Origin of the sequence: Dactylosporangium siamense (genome assembly GCF_016862795.1) — a bacterium.
In the GTDB taxonomy this organism is placed as follows: Bacteria; Actinomycetota; Actinomycetes; order Mycobacteriales; family Micromonosporaceae; genus Dactylosporangium; species Dactylosporangium siamense.
In genome coordinates, this window is sequence record NZ_BONQ01000125.1 from 63,311 (window position 1) to 80,077 (window position 16,767).

Sequence of the window (16,767 nt, forward strand, 5' to 3'; positions counted from 1 at the left end):
GGGCGGCGGGCGTCCGATAACCGGGTATGTGGTCCGTCGTGCGGCGGGTCTGGCGCCTCGTGTCTCGCGCCGGGGTCCTCGCCACGCTCGTCGCGGTCCTCGCCGCCACGGTGTCGGTCGGGGCCGGGGTGGTGCTGGACCGCGCCCAGCAGCGGGAGATGACCCAGGCCCTGGACCGGAAGGTCGGCGCGGTCGCCGCGGTCGTCGCCAACGAGACCGGCCGCTACGTCGACGCCCTACGCACCGTCGCCGCCTCGATCGGCGCGTTCGAGCCGCTCACTGCGGCGAAGTTCGAGCGGGCTGTCCAGCCGTTGCGGTCCATGGGATTCGCCGGCGCCACGTCGATCGTGTTCGCGGTGCCGGTCGGTGCCGGCGACATCGACCGGGTGCAGGCGCTGTGGCGGCAGCGGGGCGCGCCCGACCTGACGCTCACCCCGAAGAGCGCGGGCCCGGACCGGATCTTCACCATCTTCGCCGAGCCCTTCGACGGCACGACGCTCGGCGGCGAGGGCATCGACGTCAACCAGGTCCCCGCGCCGGCCCGGGCGCTGGAGGAGGCCCGGCGGACCGGTGACGTCACGGTCTCCGACACGTACCTGTTGATCCGGGACCGGAACCTGCCCGAGGACCAGCGGCAGAAATCGTTCATCCTGGGTGCTCCGGTGTACGGGGCACCGGGCCCGACCAGGGCATCGGACCCGGCCGGCGCCCGGCCGTTCCTCGGCTGGGTGCTGATGGGACTGCGGGGGCAGGACTTCATCGGCGCCGCGGTGCGGCGCAGCACCCAGAACACCGCCGACGTGACGCTGTCGGCCCGCGACGCCGACGGCACGGCCGGGGTCGTCGCGGCGGTGCGCGCGGACTCCGGGCGGCACCGCACCGACCACCGCACCGTCGACGTCCGGGTGGCGCAGGCGCAGTGGCGGTTGCGGGTCAGCGTCGTCGCCGCGGACCTGCCCGGCGGGGGACCGTTCCCGGCCGCGATGACCACCGCCGGGCTCGGGCTGGGCGGCCTGCTGGCCGTGCTGACGTTCGTCCTGGCGACCGGCCGGGCCCGCGCCGACCTCCGGGTCGCCGCCGCCACCGCCCGGCTGCGCCGCACCGAGGCCGAGGCGCGCGAGCACGCCGACCTGCTCAGCGCCGTGGTCGACAGCGTCAGCGACGGCGTCGCGGTGGTCGACGAGCAGGCCCGCTTCCTGCTGCAGAACCCGGCGGCAAAGGTGCTGCTCGGTGTCGAGGACAACCAGGCCGACTCGGCGACCTGGCAGGAGCACTACGGCATCTTCCACCCCGACGGCACCACCCCGTTCCCGAGTGCCGAGCTGCCGCTGAGCCGGGCCCTGGCCGGCGAGCCGAGCGACCAGGTGCCATTGGTGATCCGCAACGCTGGCCACCCCGACGGCATCGTCCTCACGGTGTCGGCGCGGCCGCTGCACGGCAGCGCCGGACGGCCCGGCGCGGTCGCGGTGTTCCACGACGTCACCGCCCGCGCCGCCGCGGACCGGGAGATCGCCGAGGCGAACACGGCGATGCGGGAGGAGCTGACACTGCGGGAGGCCGCCGAGGCCGAGCTGCGCACCGCGCGGGACGACCTCACCGCGGAGCGCGCCTACCTGCGGCAGGTCCTGGACGCGCTCGACGTCTCCGTCATCACCTGCGACGCCGCCGGGGTGCTCGTGCACACCAACCGGGCGGCGCGGACCGCGATCCCGGGCGTGGACGCCGACGCGGGCGTGCCGCTGGCGGTGGTCGAGAGCGGCCGGCGGCTGCGGCTGGCGCACCCGGACGGCACACCGTTCGCCGAATACGACCTGCCGCTGCTGGTGGCGCTGCGTGGCCAGCGCGTCGACGGGGTCGAGGGGCACGTGACCCAGGCCGACGGGCACCACCAGGTCGTGATGATGCACGCGAGGCCGTTGCGGGACCGGGGCGGGAGCATCATGGGTGCCGTCGCCTCGTCGTACACCATCACCGCCCTCAGGCAACGCGAGGCCGAGCTGACCGCGTTCGCCGGCATCGTCGCCCACGACCTGCGCAGCCCGCTGACGGCGATCGGCGGGTTCACCGAGTTCGTCCGCGACTCGCTCGCCGACGGCGGCCCCGGGCACGAGCACCACCAGGAGCGGGAGGTGCTGGACCGCACCCTCGCGACGACGGCGCGGATGCGGCGGCTCATCGACGACCTGCTCGGCTACGCCGCGGCCCGCGACGCCGTCCTGGACGCCCGCGACCTCGACCTGCGGGCCGTCGTCGACGACGTGGTCACCGAGCGGCTCGCCGCGCAGGCCGTCGACCCGACCAGCCCACCCGCGCAGATCTTCGTCGGCGCGATGCCGTCGGTGCACGCCGACCCCGCGCTGCTGCGCCAGCTGCTGGACAACCTGATCGGCAACGCGCTGAAGTACACGCCGCCGGGCCAGCCGGCCCGGGTCGACGTGTGCGCGACCCCGCACGGCGGCGACTGGGTCCGGGTCGACGTCGCCGACCGCGGCATCGGCATCCCCGAGGGCGAGCACGACGCGATCTTCACCGGCTTCCACCGGGCGCACCGCACCGCCGGCTACTCCGGCACCGGCCTGGGCCTGGCCATCTGCCAGCGGGTCGTGGAGCGGCACGGCGGCACGATCGCCGCCAACGACAACCCGGGCGGCGGCGCCAGGCTGTCGTTCACGCTGCCGACCGCGCAGTCGACCAGGTTCCACGCCCGCTCGCGGATCGCCTCCGATCAGCCCTTCGGCTGACCCCCTGTCGGCAGGGTGATGACGAAGCAGGCGCCGGGGTCGGCCGGCTCGTAGGTGAGGTCCCCGCCGTGCGCCCGGGCCAGCTCCCGCACGATCCACAGCCCGAGGCCGACTGAGTCGCCGCCGCTCCCGCCGTACCGGCTGAACAACGCGCCGACCGCCGCCGCCGGCACACCCGGGCCGTGGTCGCGGACCCGGATGGACAGCGTCGAGGCGTGGACCGAGGCACCCACGCAGATCGGGGCGGCACCGTGCCGCACCGCGTTGCCGATCAGATTGACCAGCATCTGCTCCAGGCGGTCCGGGTCCGCGGTGACGGTCAGGCCCGCCTCGACGTCGATGACGGCGTCGGCCTGCGGCGTGAGGCTGACGGCGTCCTGCGCCGCGGCGCGCACCGGCACCGGGCGCAGGTCCAGCCGGAGCGCGCCGTCCTCGACCCGCCCGACGTCGAGCAGCCCGCTGGCCAGCCGCGCGATCCGGGCGACCTGGCGCAGCGCGGCCGCGGTCAGCCTGGCCCGCTGCGCGGGCGGCAGGTCCGCGTCGTCGTCGAGCAGCTCCAGGGCGCCCTGCACGGCGGTCAGCGGGGACCGGACGTCGTGCGCCAGGGTCAGCATGAGCGACGCCCGCCACCGCTCGGCCGCGGCGACCTCGGCCCGCGCCTCCCGCCACTGCCGCACCCGCCCGGCGATCAGGACCGCGACCGCGGTCACGACGGGCACGAACACCACCGCGCTGCCGACCACCTCCGGCGGCTGGTGGGTGACGACCAGCGGCGCGACGTAGGCGGTGGCGGTCAGCGGCGCGAGCGCGTAGGCGATCCACGGCGGGTGGTGCAGCCCGACCCAGGCGAACAGCAGCACGAAGAACGGCCCGGTCCCCGCCGCGGTCCCGCCGAACGCCCACGTCGAGAACGCCAGCACCGCCAGCCCCGCGACCCCGAGCGCCACGGTGGCCCGCGGGTGCAGCCGCTGCCACGGCACCCACCACGCGGCCGCGGTGATGCAGAAGTCGGCGCCGGCAACCAGGAGGAGGTCCCGGGCGCGGCTGTTCGGCTGGGCGATCCCCAGCACGGCGAGGACCCCGGCGAGCAGGAAGAGGCCGGCTGCGGCCCGAGCCGCCCCGACGCTCCCGTCAAAACCGGTTCTTCGCCACATTACGGACCAAGTGTATGACCGCCGGCTGTGTGGTGCGGGACGACCGGACCGGGAGCTACCCGAACGCTGAACCCTGCTACCGGACCTGTTTCAGCGCGGTGAGGACCGTGTGCAACCGGTCGTCGAGCGGCCCGCTCAGCTCCAGGACCGGCGTGTCCTCCCAGGCGTCCAACGGGTCGTCGTACACCAGCTCCAGCATCGCGGCATTCGCTCGCGAACGAAGACCGGGCAACTCCGCTGCCGGCAGCACCTGCTCCGTCATGGGTGTGATCACCGTGATGACCAGCAGGTCCAGACTGGCGAACGCCGGCCGCAACACCGCACCGTCCGCCTCCTCGGCGGGGTCCGCACCGGCCGCCGCCATATATGCGAGGTAGTCCAACGGCGTCCGGTCGAAGATCACGTCGGGCCGGGACGGTGGCGAGCACAGGCTCCGCACCGAGCGGGCCAGCAGCGCCCGGTAATCCTCGAGTGCCGGCGGGAACTGAAACTCGTAACCCTCCTCTTCGAGCAGGTAGTACGGCTCGTCGGCGGCGACGTGGCCCGGCAGCTGCGCGCACAGTGCCTCAACCAGCGTTGTCTTCCCGGTTCCGTGTGTTCCGGAGATTCCGACCCGCATCCGCACTCCCACCACCCAGCCCGAGCAACCCGGGGGATCATAGCCGCGCGGTCATCGCCCCGAGTCGCGGCGATAGGGTCGCGGCATGGCCTTCGACAACGAGGACATGTCCGGTGCGCGGTTCCGCGCCGTCCGTCTCGCCGGCGCCCGGTTCCAGGACGTCGATCTCTCCGGCGTCGTGATGCGCGGCGTCGAGCTGGTCGACATCGACATCTCCGGTGAGGTCCGCAACCTGACGATCAACGGCGTCGACGTCGGGCCGCTGGTCGAGGCCGAGCTCGACCGCCGGTACCCCGACCGGGCCAGGATGCGTCCGACGGACCCGGCCGGTTTCCGCGAGGCGTGGGACATCCTGGAGCGGCTCTGGGACGGCACCGTCGAGCGCGCCCGCCGCCTGGATCCCGAGCTGCTGCACGAGTCCGTCGACGGGGAGTGGTCCTTCATCGAGACCCTGCGGCACCTCGCGTTCGCCACCGACGCGTGGATCCGCCGGGCGGTGCTCGGCGACCCGGCGCCGTGGGATCCGCTGTCCCTGCCGTGGGACGGGATGCCGGACACCCCGGGCGTGCCCCGCGACCGCACTGCGCGACCGTCGCTGGACGTGGTCCTCAAGCTGCGCCGGGACCGGATGACCACGGTCCGCACGCTCGTCGACGGCCTCACCGACGAGTGGCTCGCCGCGCACACCGAGCCGGTCGAGGGTCCGGGCTGGCCGCCGCCGCGCAGCTTCGCCGTGCGCGAGTGCCTGTCGGTCGTGCTCAACGAGGAGTGGGAGCACCGCCTGTATGCCGAGCGTGACCTGGCCGTGCTCTCAGTGGAACACTGAGATCCGGGTGCGGTGGTGCGCCGGGGTCTCGATCTCGTCGAGCACGGCGACCGCGAGGTCGGCATAGGTCAGCCCGGTCGACGGCGCGGTGTCGCCGCCGGTGCGGTACCGGCCGAGCCGCGGACCCGCCGGGTCGAGCCCCGCCGGCGGGGTGAGCATGAGCCAGTCGACCTCGGTGTGGGCGGCCCGGAGCCGGTCCAGGCCCGCGGTGTGCGCCAGGGCGAAGGGCCGTAGCCGCGCCGGGAACGCCGCCGGGTCGTCCAGCACCGGGCGGCCGCCGGCGCCGAGCAGGTTCGCGAAGAGCCCGATGAGCACCAGCCGGTGCACCCCGGCCCGCGGCAGGCCTTCCAGCAGCGCGTCGACGCCGTCGACGAAGAACCGTTCGTCGAGCCGCCCGAGGTCGGCCACGGCCTCGGGGCCCGACGCGGGGGTGACCGCGCTGACCACCGCCGCGTGCCCGCGCGGGATCGACGAGGTGGCGCCGGTGTCCCTGACGTCGCCCCGGACGACGGTCACCCCGTCGGCGGCGAGTCCCGGATGCCTCTCCGGATCGCGGACGACGGCGGTGACCTGATGACCGCGGTGCCGCGCCTCGGCGGTGATCGCCCGCCCGGCCCTGCCGCCCGCCCCGAAGATGACGATGCCGCCCATGTTCCCGCTCCTGCCGCTCGGCTGCCCGGCGGGGACGGTAGTTCAGGGGATGTCGGTATCTGCAAAGGTACCGGGGTGGACCTCGACCCGGAGATGTTCGACCCGGTGTGCCCGTCGGGCGCCCTGCCGTTCCAGATCGGTGACAAGTGGACGGCGATGGTCGTGCTGTGCCTGGAGCACGGTCCGCGGCGGTTCACCGAGCTGCGGGTCCCGTTGCGTGCCGTCACGCCGAAGGTCCTCACGTCCACGCTGCGCGCGATGGAGCGCGACGGGCTGGTGGTGCGCACCGCGTATCCGGCGCATCCACCGCACGTCGAATACGCGCTGACCGGGCTGGGACGCAGCCTGCTGACGCTCATCGCGGCGGTGCGGGCCTGGAGCGGTGCGCACCTTCCCGAGCTGCTCGCCGCCCGGCAGGCCCACGACGAGGCGGCTATGCCTCTTCCGGCGGTGGCGGCGGCACAGCCGGCGACAAGGGTTTCGGGAAGTGGGCCGACGGGTCGGGGCAGATGACGTAGGGCATCGGTCCGCCGGGGAACGCGGGCCACGCCGGTGCGGCGGCTCGCGGGACGAAGTAGCGGCTCGCGGGCGGCAGCGCCAGCAGCAGGACCACGGCACCGGAGAGCGTCAGCACCAGCAGCGCGACCGCGAATCCGGACAGGAAGAAGACCTCGGTGAAGAGGCCGGAGCTGTTGTAGAGGGCGTCCTGGAACCCCGACTCCTCCCACGACACGCCGTCGTCGACGATGACGTCCTCGTCTCCGCTGAACGCGAACGCCAGCGGCAGCAGCAGGAACCCGCCGCACGCCTGGGTCGCGGCCAGCAGCAGCTGTCCGCCACCGGCGACGAAGACGAAGATCCTCGCGATGTTGCTGCCCCGCAGCACCGGTCGGGCCGTCACCGCGAGCCACCCGGCCAGCAGCAGCGCCGGCACGCCGACGAACAGCGTGCCCACGACGTTGGACGTGCGCTCGTCGCTCACCTCGCCGGGGTCGGCGTCCGGCACCAGCGCGGCGGCCCGGTCGATCGCCCCGTCGAAGTGCACGGCGTGGGCGATGGCCACCCCGACGAAGCCGAGCAGCAGCGCGGCACCGGCGAGCTGGAGCCAGAAGGCCACGGTCACCTGCGCCGGGCGGGGAGGGCGGGCGGCATCGACGGTCACAGGTGGCGACGGTACGGGCGGCGGCGCACCGGCACATCTGCCCGTTCGGCCGGAACGGTTGTACGATCCTACGTAATTACGTAGCATCGTAGGGGTGGCGAGCATTGAGGAGCGCGTAGCGGCGCTCGAGGCGCGGGTCTTCGCCGAGGCGGCGGGGTCCGACCAGCCGGCGCCGGTGTTCTGGGCGCTCGACCGGCTGCGGGAGCTGGCGCCGAGCCCGGGCGCGGTGCTCTTCACCGGCGCTGTCGACCTGCCGGCCGGTGAGCACTACGAATGGCAGCTCGGCACGCCGGTCGAGCGGCTGCTCGACGAGGACTGGTCCGACCTCGGCGGGACCCTCGCCGCGCTCGGCCACCCGATGCGGCTGCGGCTGCTGCGGGAGATCCTCGGCGGCCGGCACGCGAGCACGGAGCTCGCCGACGTCGAAGGGCTGGGCACCAGCGGCCAGCTCTACCACCACCTGCGCCAGCTGACCGCCGCCGGTTGGCTGCGCACGGGCGCCCGCGGGCAGTACAGCGTGCCCCCGGAGCGGGTCGTGCCGCTCCTGGTGATCCTGGCGGCCGCCCGTCGTTGAACGGAAGGAGCCGAACGTGCGTCACCGCATCGTCGTGATCGTCGTGATCGCTCTGCTTGCCGGAGTCGTCGCCCTCCTGGCCGCACCGAGACCACCGCACCTGCGCGGACCTGGCACCGGCGACGCCGCGCTCGCCGCCGACCTCCGCGCGGCGGCCGGCGACCCCGACGGCTACCGTGGCCTCGCCGTCGCGCTCATCGGGCCCGGCAGCGTCCGCACCGCCGGGATCGGCGACCGGGGCGACGGCCGTCCGGTGACCGCCGGGACGCCGTTCGAGATCGGCTCGATCGGCAAGGCCTTCACCGGCATGCTGCTCGCCGACCTCGCGGCGGCACCCGGGCCCACCGTGGCACCCGACGATCGGGTCGGCGTCGACGGCCCGGCCGGCGACGTCACGCTCGCCGAGCTCGCCAGCCACCGCTCGGGCCTGCGCAGCGTCCCGGTCGTCTCGGCGGGTCAGGCGCTGCGGCTGTACCTCGCCACGGTGCGTGGGGCCGACCCGTACGCCGGGCAGGACCGCGGCTGGCTGCTGCGGACCGCCGGCACCGAGCGTCCCGGCGGCGGCCGTGGCACCGTGCACTACTCGAACTTCGGTGCGGCCCTGCTCGGCCAGGAGCTCGCCGGACGGGCCGGCGTCACCTACCCGGAGCTGCTGCGCGGCCGCCTGCTCGGCCCGCTCGGCATGGCGCACACCACGCTGCACCCCGACGGCGTCGCGCTGCCCGCCGGGCATGCCACGGGGTCGACGGCCGCCGGCCGGCAGGTGTCGCCGTGGCGCGGCGAGGGCTGGGCGCCCGCCGGCATCGGCATGTGGTCCACCGCGGCCGACCTGGCCCGCCTGGTGACCGCCGTGCACGCGGGCACCGCGCCCGGCGCCACCGCACTGGAGCCGCGGTTCGACGCGGGGCCGGGGCGGCGCGTCGGCTATGGCTGGTTCACCACCCGCTTCGACAACGCCACGCTGACCTGGCACAACGGCGGCACCGGCGGATTCCGTTCCTACCTGGCCGTGGACCGTGCCACCGGACGCGGCGTCGTCGTGCTGGGCAACACCGACCGCGACGTCGACGCGATCGGCCGGCGCCTGCTCGACGTCACCCCGGCCGGCTCGCAGCGCCCGCCGCACCCGCCCATGGCCGTCGTGCTCGCCGTGGGCCTCAGCTTCCTGGGCGCGGCCGGCCTGGTCATGACCGTGCGGCTGGCCGCCCGGGGCCGCACCGACCGGGTCCGCCTCGCGTCGTCGGCGGTCTGGTCGGTGGTGATGCTGGTGCTCGCGTTCCGCGCCGGTGACTGGCTCACGGTCCCCGGCGCGGTCTGGGCGCTCGGCGTGGCCGCGACCGCCGTCGCGCTCTGCCTGGCGGTCCCGCGCTGGCGCGGGCTGCCCCTGACCGCCGGCCGACGCTGGTGGCGCTGGACCGGCGCGGCCGTCTCCGCGGCGGCCGCGCTCGCCGTGGTGCTGCTGGTGACCTGACGGTGGTGGGGAGGGGCCCCGGCGGTGTTCCGCCGGGGCCCCGTTCGCAGGAGGGGCGTCAGCGGACCGTGACCGGGGTCGTGACGACCGTCGTGCCGGCGACCAGCGGGGAGTCCGCGGTCGTCGTCAGCTGGCCGTTGCCCCGGAAGATCCCCTTGACCGTGACGGTGTAGGACACGGTCCCGCCCGGCTGCGGGCCGCTGCTGGTGACCCGCAGGTCCGTGGTCGGGACGGTGCCCCGGGGCAGCGCCGCGCCGGCGGTGCCGTCGGCGTTCTCCGCGCCGATCAGGAACGGCTGCCCGAACGGGGCGCCGATCGCGCTGAAGTCGTAGGCGAACTGGATGTCCTGCACGCCGTTGACCCCCAGCCAGACCTGGAACCTGCGGAGGCTGTTGGTGCCGAACACGTAGACCCGCCACTCGACCACGATCCAGCTGGACACGCCGTCGGTCAGCACCGCCGAGAAGATGCCCGGCGCCCCGCCGCCGTCGAGATCGGACCAGAACGGTGCGATCAGGTTGTTCGGCCGGGCCGGATCCGGGATCTGCGTGAGGTCGCAGCAGTTGTTGTCCTCGGGCGTCCCGCCGCCGGCGACCAGGTAGCCGTTGGCGTCGACGCCAAGGCTGGTGTACGACGTGCCGTTGAACATGAACGGCGGGGTGTTGAGGTTGATGAGCTGCTCGTCGCCGATCTGGGTCGGCGCGACCCCGAACGCGTCGAGCGGCAGGTAGCCGAAGAGGGTGCCGGGATCGGGAGCCACCGAGGTCGGCGCGCCCGGGCGGACGCCGGTGAGGGCGACCCCCTTGCGCTCGGCCTTGAGCGGGTTGGCGACCGTGGCGCCGGTCGCGCCCGTGATCGGCAGGTTCACCGGTGGGAACGTGGCCAGGTCCACGGTGGTGTCGGTGAAGCTGGTGTTCTCTGCCGTCACCGTGCAGGTGCTCGTCTGCAGCACCGTGACGGTGGCCGGGGCGCAGGCCTGGGCGACCTTCAGCGCGCCCTGCTTCGGCACGAACGCGACCGGCAGGTGCAGCACCGGCAGCCCGGCGCGGAGCGGCACGAGCCGGACCTCACCGGTGTACTGCGCCTCCGCCGCGGTCGAGGCGATGACGACCGTGAACGTCGCCGTCGCGCCGGCGGCGACCGTGAGCGCGGGCGGCAGGACGGTGATGCTGCTGCCGGACGGCGCGGTCGTCTGCGCCGTGTACAGCTGGGTCTTGTCCGTCACGTTCTTCACGGTGCGCTGGACCTTGAGCAGGCCCGGCATGACCGGGGCGTTGATCGAGGGCAGGTTGAGCTGGCTGACGGTGGACGGGTCGTTGCCCAGCGCCGCCATCCGGGCCGCGGTCTCGTCGAACGTGAGGCCGGGGTTGGCCGCGACGTCCACGCGGATCCGCCCGGCGCCGCGGTCGAAGGGGCCGGCGGCGGCATCCGAGCCCGGCAGGGTCATCGCCGTGGTGGCCGTCGTCATCAGCGCCGACTTCAGCTGCGCCGGGGTCCAGTCCGGGTGCAGCGCCTTGAGCTGCGCGGCCGAGCCCGCGACGTGCGGCGCGGCCATCGAGGTGCCCTGGTTGAAGGCGAACATGTGCTCGCCGGGACCGTCGAGGACGACGTGCGAACCGGGGGTCATCCCGGCCAGGATCTGCGTGCCGGGCGCGGCGACGTCGGGCTTGAGGAACAGCCCGGCCGGCCCGCGCGAGGAGAACGACGCGACCTGATCGGCGGTGCCGTCGGCCTTCGCGCCCTCGGTGAACGTGGCCGTGACACCCGGGTGCGCGCCGAGATAGGCGAGCAGCGCGGTGCCGTCGGTCAGCTGGACGGTCGGCACGTAGTGGCTGCGCGGGGCGACCGAGCCACCGTGCAGGATCAGGCCCGCGGCGCCGGCGGCGAGCGCCTGGTAGCTGTTGCCGACGACCGGCGCGACGGCGGCGCACACCGCCACCTTGCCGGTGAGCGAACCCGCCGGCAGGGCGCCGGCACAGTCGACGACGGTCACCGGCGCGGGCGTGGCGACCCCGGCCGTGGCCGACGTGCCGCTGAAGGTCGCCGACGTGCCGTCCGTGGAGGTCAGGGTGATGACCGACCGGAACTCGCGCAGTTGCGTGGACGCCGCGACCGTGGTGACCCAGGGGGAGCGGTGCTCGACGGTGCCGGCACCGGGGCCGTCGTTGCCCGCCGACGCCGACACGAACACGCCGGCCGCGAACGCGTCGAGGAACGCGAGCTCGGCCGCGTCGGTGAACGGGTCCTGCCCGCCGCCGACCGAGAAGTTGATGACCTGGACGCCGTCGCGGACCGCTTGGCCGATCGCCTGGGCCGAGTCGCTCGTGAAGCACCCCTCGAAACCGCAGACCTTGTACGCCGAGATCCAGGCGCCGGGCGCTATCCCGGCGACCGGCCCGCGGTCGATGCCGAGCACGGACGCGGACGCGACGATGTCGCCGGCCGCGGTCGAGGCGGTGTGCGTCCCGTGCCCTTCCACGTCCCGGGCGTCGGTGACCGGCTCGGCCGGGTGGCCGGCGCGGTAGGCGTCCATGAAGACCTGGCCGCCGATGAGCTTGTGGTTGCAGGCGAAGACGTCGGTGGCCGGGGTCAGCGGGTTGTCACCGAAGTCGCAGGCGCGCGGGGTGCCGTCGGCCTTCGCCGGCGGGGCGCCGAGCGTGCCGGTGTCGGCGAACGACGGGTGCTCCGGCCAGACGCCGGTGTCCAGGACGCCGACGATCACGCCCTTGCCGGCGTTCGCCTTGCCGCCGTTGCGGGCGGCGAGCGCGTCCGCGCCGATGAACGCGCCGCTGGCGTCGGTCTGCGGCGCGCGGACCGTGTCGCGCTGGACCGCGGTCACGCCCGGCACGGCGAGGATCCGCTCGACGCGGTTGGCCGGGACGGTGAGGGCCACGCCGCCGTAGACGGTGCGCAGGCTGGCGCCGACCTTCACCTCCGGGACCCGGCTGCGGATCGCACCGAGCACCTGCTCCTCGAGCTGCTGGATCCGCCGCTCGTAGCGCCGCTCGGCGTCGCCGCCGGACAGCTTCCTGCCGGTCGCGCCCGGGCTGGTGGCGGGCAGCCCGGCGATCCCGCCGCGATACGTGGCGAGCGAGTCGTAGTCCAGCTTCACCACCACCTGGACGGGGGCGGCGTCGGAGCGGCCGAGCAGGGTGCGGTCGGTCTTCGCGAGCCGGCTCGTCGTGGCCTTCGTCGCCGTGACCTGGCCGGTGGTGGTGGGCTGCTGTGCTGCGAGCGTCAACGTCGTCCGCGCCGGTGCCTGCGCCGCTGCCGGCCCGGCCGCCGCGGCGATCAGCAATGGCGGCACGAGGACGGTCAATGCCGCCCGTGCCCAACTCGTTCGTTGCATCAGGGTTCCCCTCGTGACGGGTAAAGGTCACGGCGAGGACGGGCAGGGCCGGCACGAAGATACCGGCTGTCGGATAACGGTCAGCGCGGGCCGGTCTCGGCTCGGGCGAGGGTCAGCAGCTCGTCCACCGACCACTGGTCGTAGGCGTGGGTGCCGTACCTGACCGCGAGCAGGCGGCCGTCGCCGGCGATGAGGAAGTCGGCGGGCAGGCCGAGGCGACCGTTCGGCTGCTGGAGCGCGGGCGCCGGCTTCCCGCGCCGCAGGATGGCGGGCAGGTCGCGGGCGATCCCCTGGACGATGCGGACCCACACGCGCGGGTTGAGCAGGGCGCGCCGGCCGGCCTCGACGCCGTACCGGACGTACAGGCGCTTGCCGGGGTCGGCGATGACCGCGAACGGCAGGTCGGCGACGTGGGGCCGAAGCTCCTGCTCGGAGGAGTGGAAGACGACCACCTCGCGGATGCCCGCGGCGGCGATCTCGTCGTGCCGGCGGGTGATGGAGCGCAGGTGCAGGTTGCACACGGGGCAGCCGGCGAAGCGCCGGAACTGCAGATGGACGAGGCGCCCCGGGTCGGGCACGTCGACTGCCGCGCCGTCGACCGCGGTGAGCGCCGTGGCCGGGATCTCCTGACCGGCGACCAGGCGCCGTCCCATCTGCTGTGTGACCATGGTTCCCCCTCGTAGGCGTACGATGTACTCCTAAATCGTAGGCGTATGTCATACGCTGTCAAGGCCATGCCACGTCCCCGATCGCTGACCGACGACCAGATCGCCGCCGCCGCACTCGCTCTCACCGACCGCGCCGGGCTGGCCGCGCTGTCGATGCGGACCGTCGCCGCCGAGCTGGGCATGGGCACCATGTCGCTGTACCGCTACGTCACCGATCGCGAACAGCTCGAACGCCTCGTGGTCGAGTTCGTGCTCCGCGACGTCGACTTCGCCCCGCCCCGCGACGCGCCGTGGACCGACCAGGTGTCCGCGGTGACCAACGGCATCCGGGACGCCGTCAGTGCCCACCCGGCGGTGGTGCCCCTGTTCCTGACCCACCGCAGCACCAGCGCCGGCGTCATGCGCTGCGGCGACGTGCTGCTGCGGGTGCTGGCCGAGGCCGGTTTCCACGGCCCGGACCGGGTCTTCGCCTTCCGCACCCTGCTGGCCTACCTGATCGGCGCGCTCACCACCGAGCACCTCGGCCCGCTGTCCGGCCCGGGCACCGCCGCGCTGGCCCGGCTACCGGGCGACGACTTCCCGTTCCTGGCCGAGACCGCCCGCGTCGCCCGCTCCATCGGCCCCGACGAGGAGTTCCGCCGCGGGCTCACCATCGTCCTGGCCGGCCTCGGGGCTTCTCCGTGATCCGGTAAACCTTGTGCACCCCTGGCTACACGGGCTTACCGGATCATGGTGAGGTCACGTCAGTCGTCGGGGCCGAGCGCCTCGAGGGCGCCTGCGAGCGCGGCGCGGGAGGTGATGCCGAGCTTCGGGAAGAGCCGGTGCAGGTGCGCCCCGACGGTGCGGTGCGACAGGAACAGGCGCTCGCCGATCTGCTTGTTGGTCAGCCCGGTCGCCGCGAGCGTCGCGATCTGCCGCTCCTGCGGTGTCAGCGCCACGACGGCACCGGCGCGGGCGGTCACGACGCCGGCGGCGCGCAGTTCGTTGCGGGCCCGGTCCGCCCATGGCTTGGCGCCCAGCCGGTTCAGGCTTTCGAAGGCCTCCCGCAGCTGCAGCCGGGCCGCGGTGGTGTCGCGGGTGCGGCGCAGCCATTCGCCGTAGGCGAGCCGGATCCGGGCCTGTTCGAACGGCCACTGGTCGGCGTCGGGCAGGGCGAGTGCCGTGCTGTACAGCTGGTCCGCGTCGGTGTCCGGGGCGGCGAGTGCGGCGGCACCGGCGGTGAGCAGCGCGGTGCGGCTGGAAACCGAAGGGAGGCCGGCCTGGCGCGCCGCGGTGACGTGCATCCGTGCCTCGCCGACGTGTCCGATGTGGACGGCGGCGTCGACCACGTCCAGGACCAGCCACCGGCCGGGGATGCCGAGGCTCGGGCGGCCGGCCGGGTCGATCCGGGTGGTCTGCAGGTAGGCGTCCTCGTAGTCCCGGCGGCCGAGGGCCGCGAGGCCGCACGCCTGCCAGGCCAGGGCCTGGGTGAGGCCGACGCCGCGCGGGGTCGCCCAGCGGGTCACCTCGTCGGTCAGCACGCGGGCCTGGGACCCGTCGCCGCGGGACGCCGCGATGAGGGCGAGCCGGCACCGGATCTGGCCTTCGAGGAGGTGGTAGCCGTCGGCCCGGGCCATGTCCAGGGCCTCCGTGGCCAGCTGCTCGGCCTCGTCCCACTGGCCGTGCGCGATCGAGTCGACGCTGAGCATGAGCAGGCCGGTGATGACGACGGTGACGATGCCGCCGTCGCGCTCCCGGTCGATGACCTGCTGGCACAGGTGCCGGTAGGCGGCCAGCTCGTCGAGCTCGATGGCGGCGTACGCCAGCGGGATGAACTGCCACGGCGCCGGGTCGCTGGACAGGGCCTCGAAGGCGCTCGCCAGCCGGCTGCGGACGGGGGTCGCGGTCCCGGCCGGGTCGGCGTAGGCGTCGTAGCACAGCCGCAGCGCGGAGACGGCCCGCGGGTCGAACCGGGACAGCGCCCCGCGCAGCAGCTCCCACGGCTCCGGGCGTCCACTGTAGACGCAGACGAAGAGCAGGGCGTAGAGGACACCGTAGGCGTCCCAGCCCTCGTTGCCCGGGATGGCGTCGAGGTCGTCCAGGGCCTTGGCGAGGAGGTGGTGGGCGGTGTCGACGTCGCACTCGCCGTTGGTCAGCAGGTGCGCGGTGGCGGCGAAGACGAGCCCGGTGGCCGTGTCGGGGGTCTGCCCGGCGTCGTGCAGCAGCTGCGGCACCCGGTCGAGCTGACCGGTCACGTTGGCCAGGAAGGCGGCCTCGACGAGCCGGCGGGACCGCTGTCCCGGCCGGTCGCTGAGCTCGCTGGCGCGCACGAGCGCGCTGACCGCGCCGGCGGCCCCGATGCGCCGGCCGGAAGGGCCGCCCCAGGCGGACTGGGCCACGTCGTCCAGCGCGCGGGCGACCGTCTCGTCCGGGCCGGTCGCGGCGTCGGCGAGGTGGCGGGCGCGGCGTTCCGGGGCGGTGCCGCGGTGTCCGGCCGAGGACGCGGCGAGGGCCTCCGCGAGCGCCACGTGCGCCCGCCGGCGCTCGTCGGCGGACGCGAGCTGGACGATCGCGGCGCGGATCAGCGGGTGGCGGAAGACCATCCGGCCGCCGGCCTCGTCGACGGTGATGAGGCCGGCCCGCCGCGCGGGGGTCAGGTCCGGCAGGTCCGCCTGTGGCCGGGCGGCGGCCCGCACCGTCGACAGGTCCGCCTCACCGTCCAGCGCGGCCAGCAGGAGCAGGACGCGGGCCGGCTCCTGCAGTGCGGCCAGCCCGGCGGCGAACGCGGCCTCGAGGCGGGCGTTCAACGGCAGGAAGGCCGGCAGGGCGGCCTGCCCGGACCGCTGCCGGTCCGTCAACGATCCGGGCAGCTCCAGCAGCGCCAGGGGGTTGCCGGCGGCGTCGGCGAGCAGGCGCCGCCGCACGACGCCGGGCAGGTCGCGGTGGTTGGCGTCCAGCAGCGTGCCCGCTGCCGGCGGCGGCAGCGGGCCGACGGTGTGCTCCGGCAGCCGCATCTCGTCGAACAGGCAGGGCGTGCCGATGCGGCCGGCGCCGAGGAACCGCGCGTGGGTGCCGCCGGCGCGGCGGGCGAGGAAGCCCAGGACGGTCGCGCTGGCGGGGTCGATCCACTGCACGTCGTCGACCGCCAGGAGCAGCGGGTGGCCGGCGGCGATCTCGTTGACCAGCGCCAGCACGGCGGTGGCGAGCACGAGCGGGTCGGTGTCGCGGGCGCCGGCGCGGCCGAAGACGTGGGCGAGGGCGTCGCGCTGGTCGTCGGGGAGGCGGCCGGCGACGTCCCGGGAGGCGTACAGCATCTGGTGCAGCGCCGAGAACCGGATCCCGGCCTCGAAGGGGGCGCCGGTCGCCCGCAGCACCCGGGCCCCGGCGGTGAGCGCGCGGGCACAGGCGGCGTCGAGCAATGCGGTCTTGCCCGCGCCCGGGTCGCCGCGCAACAGCAGGCTCGGGCCGGGTGGGTCGGCGCCGGCGAGCAACGCGTCGATCGTCCGCAGCTCGGATGCCCGGCCGAGCAGATCGCCGCCGGGCGGCGCAGGAACCTTCACCGTGCTGCCCCCG

At 74.7% G+C, this 16,767-nt stretch carries 13 protein-coding genes; 6 read left to right on the forward strand and 7 right to left on the reverse strand.

Annotated elements, in window-relative coordinates; genetic code table 11:
* Positions 1–26 precede the first annotated feature (26 nt).
* Positions 27–2,741: an ATP-binding protein gene (locus Dsi01nite_RS39065; RefSeq protein WP_203851426.1), complete on the forward strand. Its 2,715-nt coding sequence runs from the start codon at positions 27–29 to the stop codon at positions 2,739–2,741.
* Here Dsi01nite_RS39065 and Dsi01nite_RS39070 read toward each other — a convergent pair.
* Positions 2,726–3,895 carry a sensor histidine kinase gene (locus Dsi01nite_RS39070; RefSeq protein WP_203851427.1) on the reverse strand — a complete coding sequence of 390 codons (1,170 nt, stop codon included), beginning with the start codon at positions 3,893–3,895 and terminating at the stop codon, positions 2,726–2,728. The genes Dsi01nite_RS39065 and Dsi01nite_RS39070 overlap by 16 nt on opposite strands.
* Before the next feature lie 76 nt (positions 3,896–3,971).
* The gene (locus Dsi01nite_RS39075) at positions 3,972–4,514 is read right to left on the reverse strand and encodes an AAA family ATPase (RefSeq protein ID WP_203851428.1); all 543 of its coding nucleotides are present in this window, start codon (positions 4,512–4,514) and stop codon (positions 3,972–3,974) included.
* A gap of 85 nt (positions 4,515–4,599) precedes the next feature.
* On the opposite strand from Dsi01nite_RS39075, the gene Dsi01nite_RS39080 reads away from it, so the two are divergent.
* Positions 4,600–5,340, forward strand: a complete 741-nt coding sequence (locus Dsi01nite_RS39080) for a DinB family protein (protein ID WP_203851429.1) — start codon at positions 4,600–4,602, stop codon at positions 5,338–5,340.
* On the opposite strand, the gene Dsi01nite_RS39085 is transcribed toward Dsi01nite_RS39080, so the two are convergent.
* Positions 5,326–5,991 carry an NAD(P)-dependent oxidoreductase gene (locus Dsi01nite_RS39085; protein ID WP_203851430.1) on the reverse strand — a complete coding sequence of 222 codons (666 nt, stop codon included), beginning with the start codon at positions 5,989–5,991 and terminating at the stop codon, positions 5,326–5,328. The two genes, Dsi01nite_RS39080 and Dsi01nite_RS39085, sit on opposite strands and share 15 nt — an antisense overlap.
* Positions 5,992–6,066: 75 nt before the next feature.
* Between Dsi01nite_RS39085 and Dsi01nite_RS39090 the strand changes: the two genes are divergently transcribed.
* Complete coding sequence (locus Dsi01nite_RS39090; RefSeq protein WP_239136494.1) at positions 6,067–6,504, forward strand: winged helix-turn-helix transcriptional regulator; 438 nt, start codon at positions 6,067–6,069, stop codon at positions 6,502–6,504.
* On the opposite strand, the gene Dsi01nite_RS39095 is transcribed toward Dsi01nite_RS39090, so the two are convergent.
* Positions 6,425–7,153 carry a hypothetical protein gene (locus Dsi01nite_RS39095; protein ID WP_203851431.1) on the reverse strand — a complete coding sequence of 243 codons (729 nt, stop codon included), beginning with the start codon at positions 7,151–7,153 and terminating at the stop codon, positions 6,425–6,427. The two genes, Dsi01nite_RS39090 and Dsi01nite_RS39095, sit on opposite strands and share 80 nt — an antisense overlap.
* A gap of 94 nt (positions 7,154–7,247) precedes the next feature.
* Between Dsi01nite_RS39095 and Dsi01nite_RS39100 the strand changes: the two genes are divergently transcribed.
* Positions 7,248–7,727 (forward strand): ArsR/SmtB family transcription factor, encoded by a 480-nt coding sequence (locus Dsi01nite_RS39100; protein WP_203851432.1) that lies wholly within the window; start codon positions 7,248–7,250, stop codon positions 7,725–7,727.
* 16 nt (positions 7,728–7,743) lie between these two features.
* Positions 7,744–9,198: a serine hydrolase domain-containing protein gene (locus Dsi01nite_RS39105; RefSeq protein WP_203851433.1), complete on the forward strand. Its 1,455-nt coding sequence runs from the start codon at positions 7,744–7,746 to the stop codon at positions 9,196–9,198.
* 58 nt (positions 9,199–9,256) lie between these two features.
* Here Dsi01nite_RS39105 and Dsi01nite_RS39110 read toward each other — a convergent pair whose 3' ends face one another.
* Together Dsi01nite_RS39110 and Dsi01nite_RS39115 are read right to left on the reverse strand one after the other, a co-directional pair.
* On the reverse strand, positions 9,257–12,547 hold the full coding sequence (locus Dsi01nite_RS39110; RefSeq protein ID WP_203851434.1) for a S8 family serine peptidase: 3,291 nt from the start codon (positions 12,545–12,547) through the stop codon (positions 9,257–9,259).
* Between the two features lie 80 nt (positions 12,548–12,627).
* On the reverse strand, positions 12,628–13,215 hold the full coding sequence (locus Dsi01nite_RS39115; protein WP_239136495.1) for a peroxiredoxin-like family protein: 588 nt from the start codon (positions 13,213–13,215) through the stop codon (positions 12,628–12,630).
* A gap of 66 nt (positions 13,216–13,281) precedes the next feature.
* On the opposite strand from Dsi01nite_RS39115, the gene Dsi01nite_RS39120 reads away from it, so the two are divergent.
* Positions 13,282–13,899: a TetR/AcrR family transcriptional regulator gene (locus Dsi01nite_RS39120; RefSeq protein ID WP_203851435.1), complete on the forward strand. Its 618-nt coding sequence runs from the start codon at positions 13,282–13,284 to the stop codon at positions 13,897–13,899.
* Between the two features lie 59 nt (positions 13,900–13,958).
* On the opposite strand, the gene Dsi01nite_RS39125 is transcribed toward Dsi01nite_RS39120, so the two are convergent.
* Positions 13,959–16,754: an AAA family ATPase gene (locus Dsi01nite_RS39125; RefSeq protein WP_203851436.1), complete on the reverse strand. Its 2,796-nt coding sequence runs from the start codon at positions 16,752–16,754 to the stop codon at positions 13,959–13,961.
* Between the last annotated feature and the right edge of the window lie 13 nt (positions 16,755–16,767).

Excerpts from the sequence above, each read along its gene's own strand:
- Dsi01nite_RS39115 (WP_239136495.1), bottom strand. The coding sequence starts at position 13,215 with ATGGTCACACAGCAGATGGGACGGCGCCTGGTCGCCGGTCAGGAGATC.
- Dsi01nite_RS39080 (WP_203851429.1), top strand. The coding sequence starts at position 4,600 with ATGGCCTTCGACAACGAGGACATGTCCGGTGCGCGGTTCCGCGCCGTC.
- Dsi01nite_RS39065 (WP_203851426.1), top strand. The coding sequence starts at position 27 with ATGTGGTCCGTCGTGCGGCGGGTCTGGCGCCTCGTGTCTCGCGCCGGG.
- Dsi01nite_RS39075 (WP_203851428.1), bottom strand. The coding sequence starts at position 4,514 with ATGCGGGTCGGAATCTCCGGAACACACGGAACCGGGAAGACAACGCTG.
- Dsi01nite_RS39070 (WP_203851427.1), bottom strand. The coding sequence starts at position 3,895 with ATGTGGCGAAGAACCGGTTTTGACGGGAGCGTCGGGGCGGCTCGGGCC.
- Dsi01nite_RS39110 (WP_203851434.1), bottom strand. The coding sequence starts at position 12,547 with ATGCAACGAACGAGTTGGGCACGGGCGGCATTGACCGTCCTCGTGCCG.
- Dsi01nite_RS39120 (WP_203851435.1), top strand. The coding sequence starts at position 13,282 with ATGCCACGTCCCCGATCGCTGACCGACGACCAGATCGCCGCCGCCGCA.
- Dsi01nite_RS39085 (WP_203851430.1), bottom strand. The coding sequence starts at position 5,991 with ATGGGCGGCATCGTCATCTTCGGGGCGGGCGGCAGGGCCGGGCGGGCG.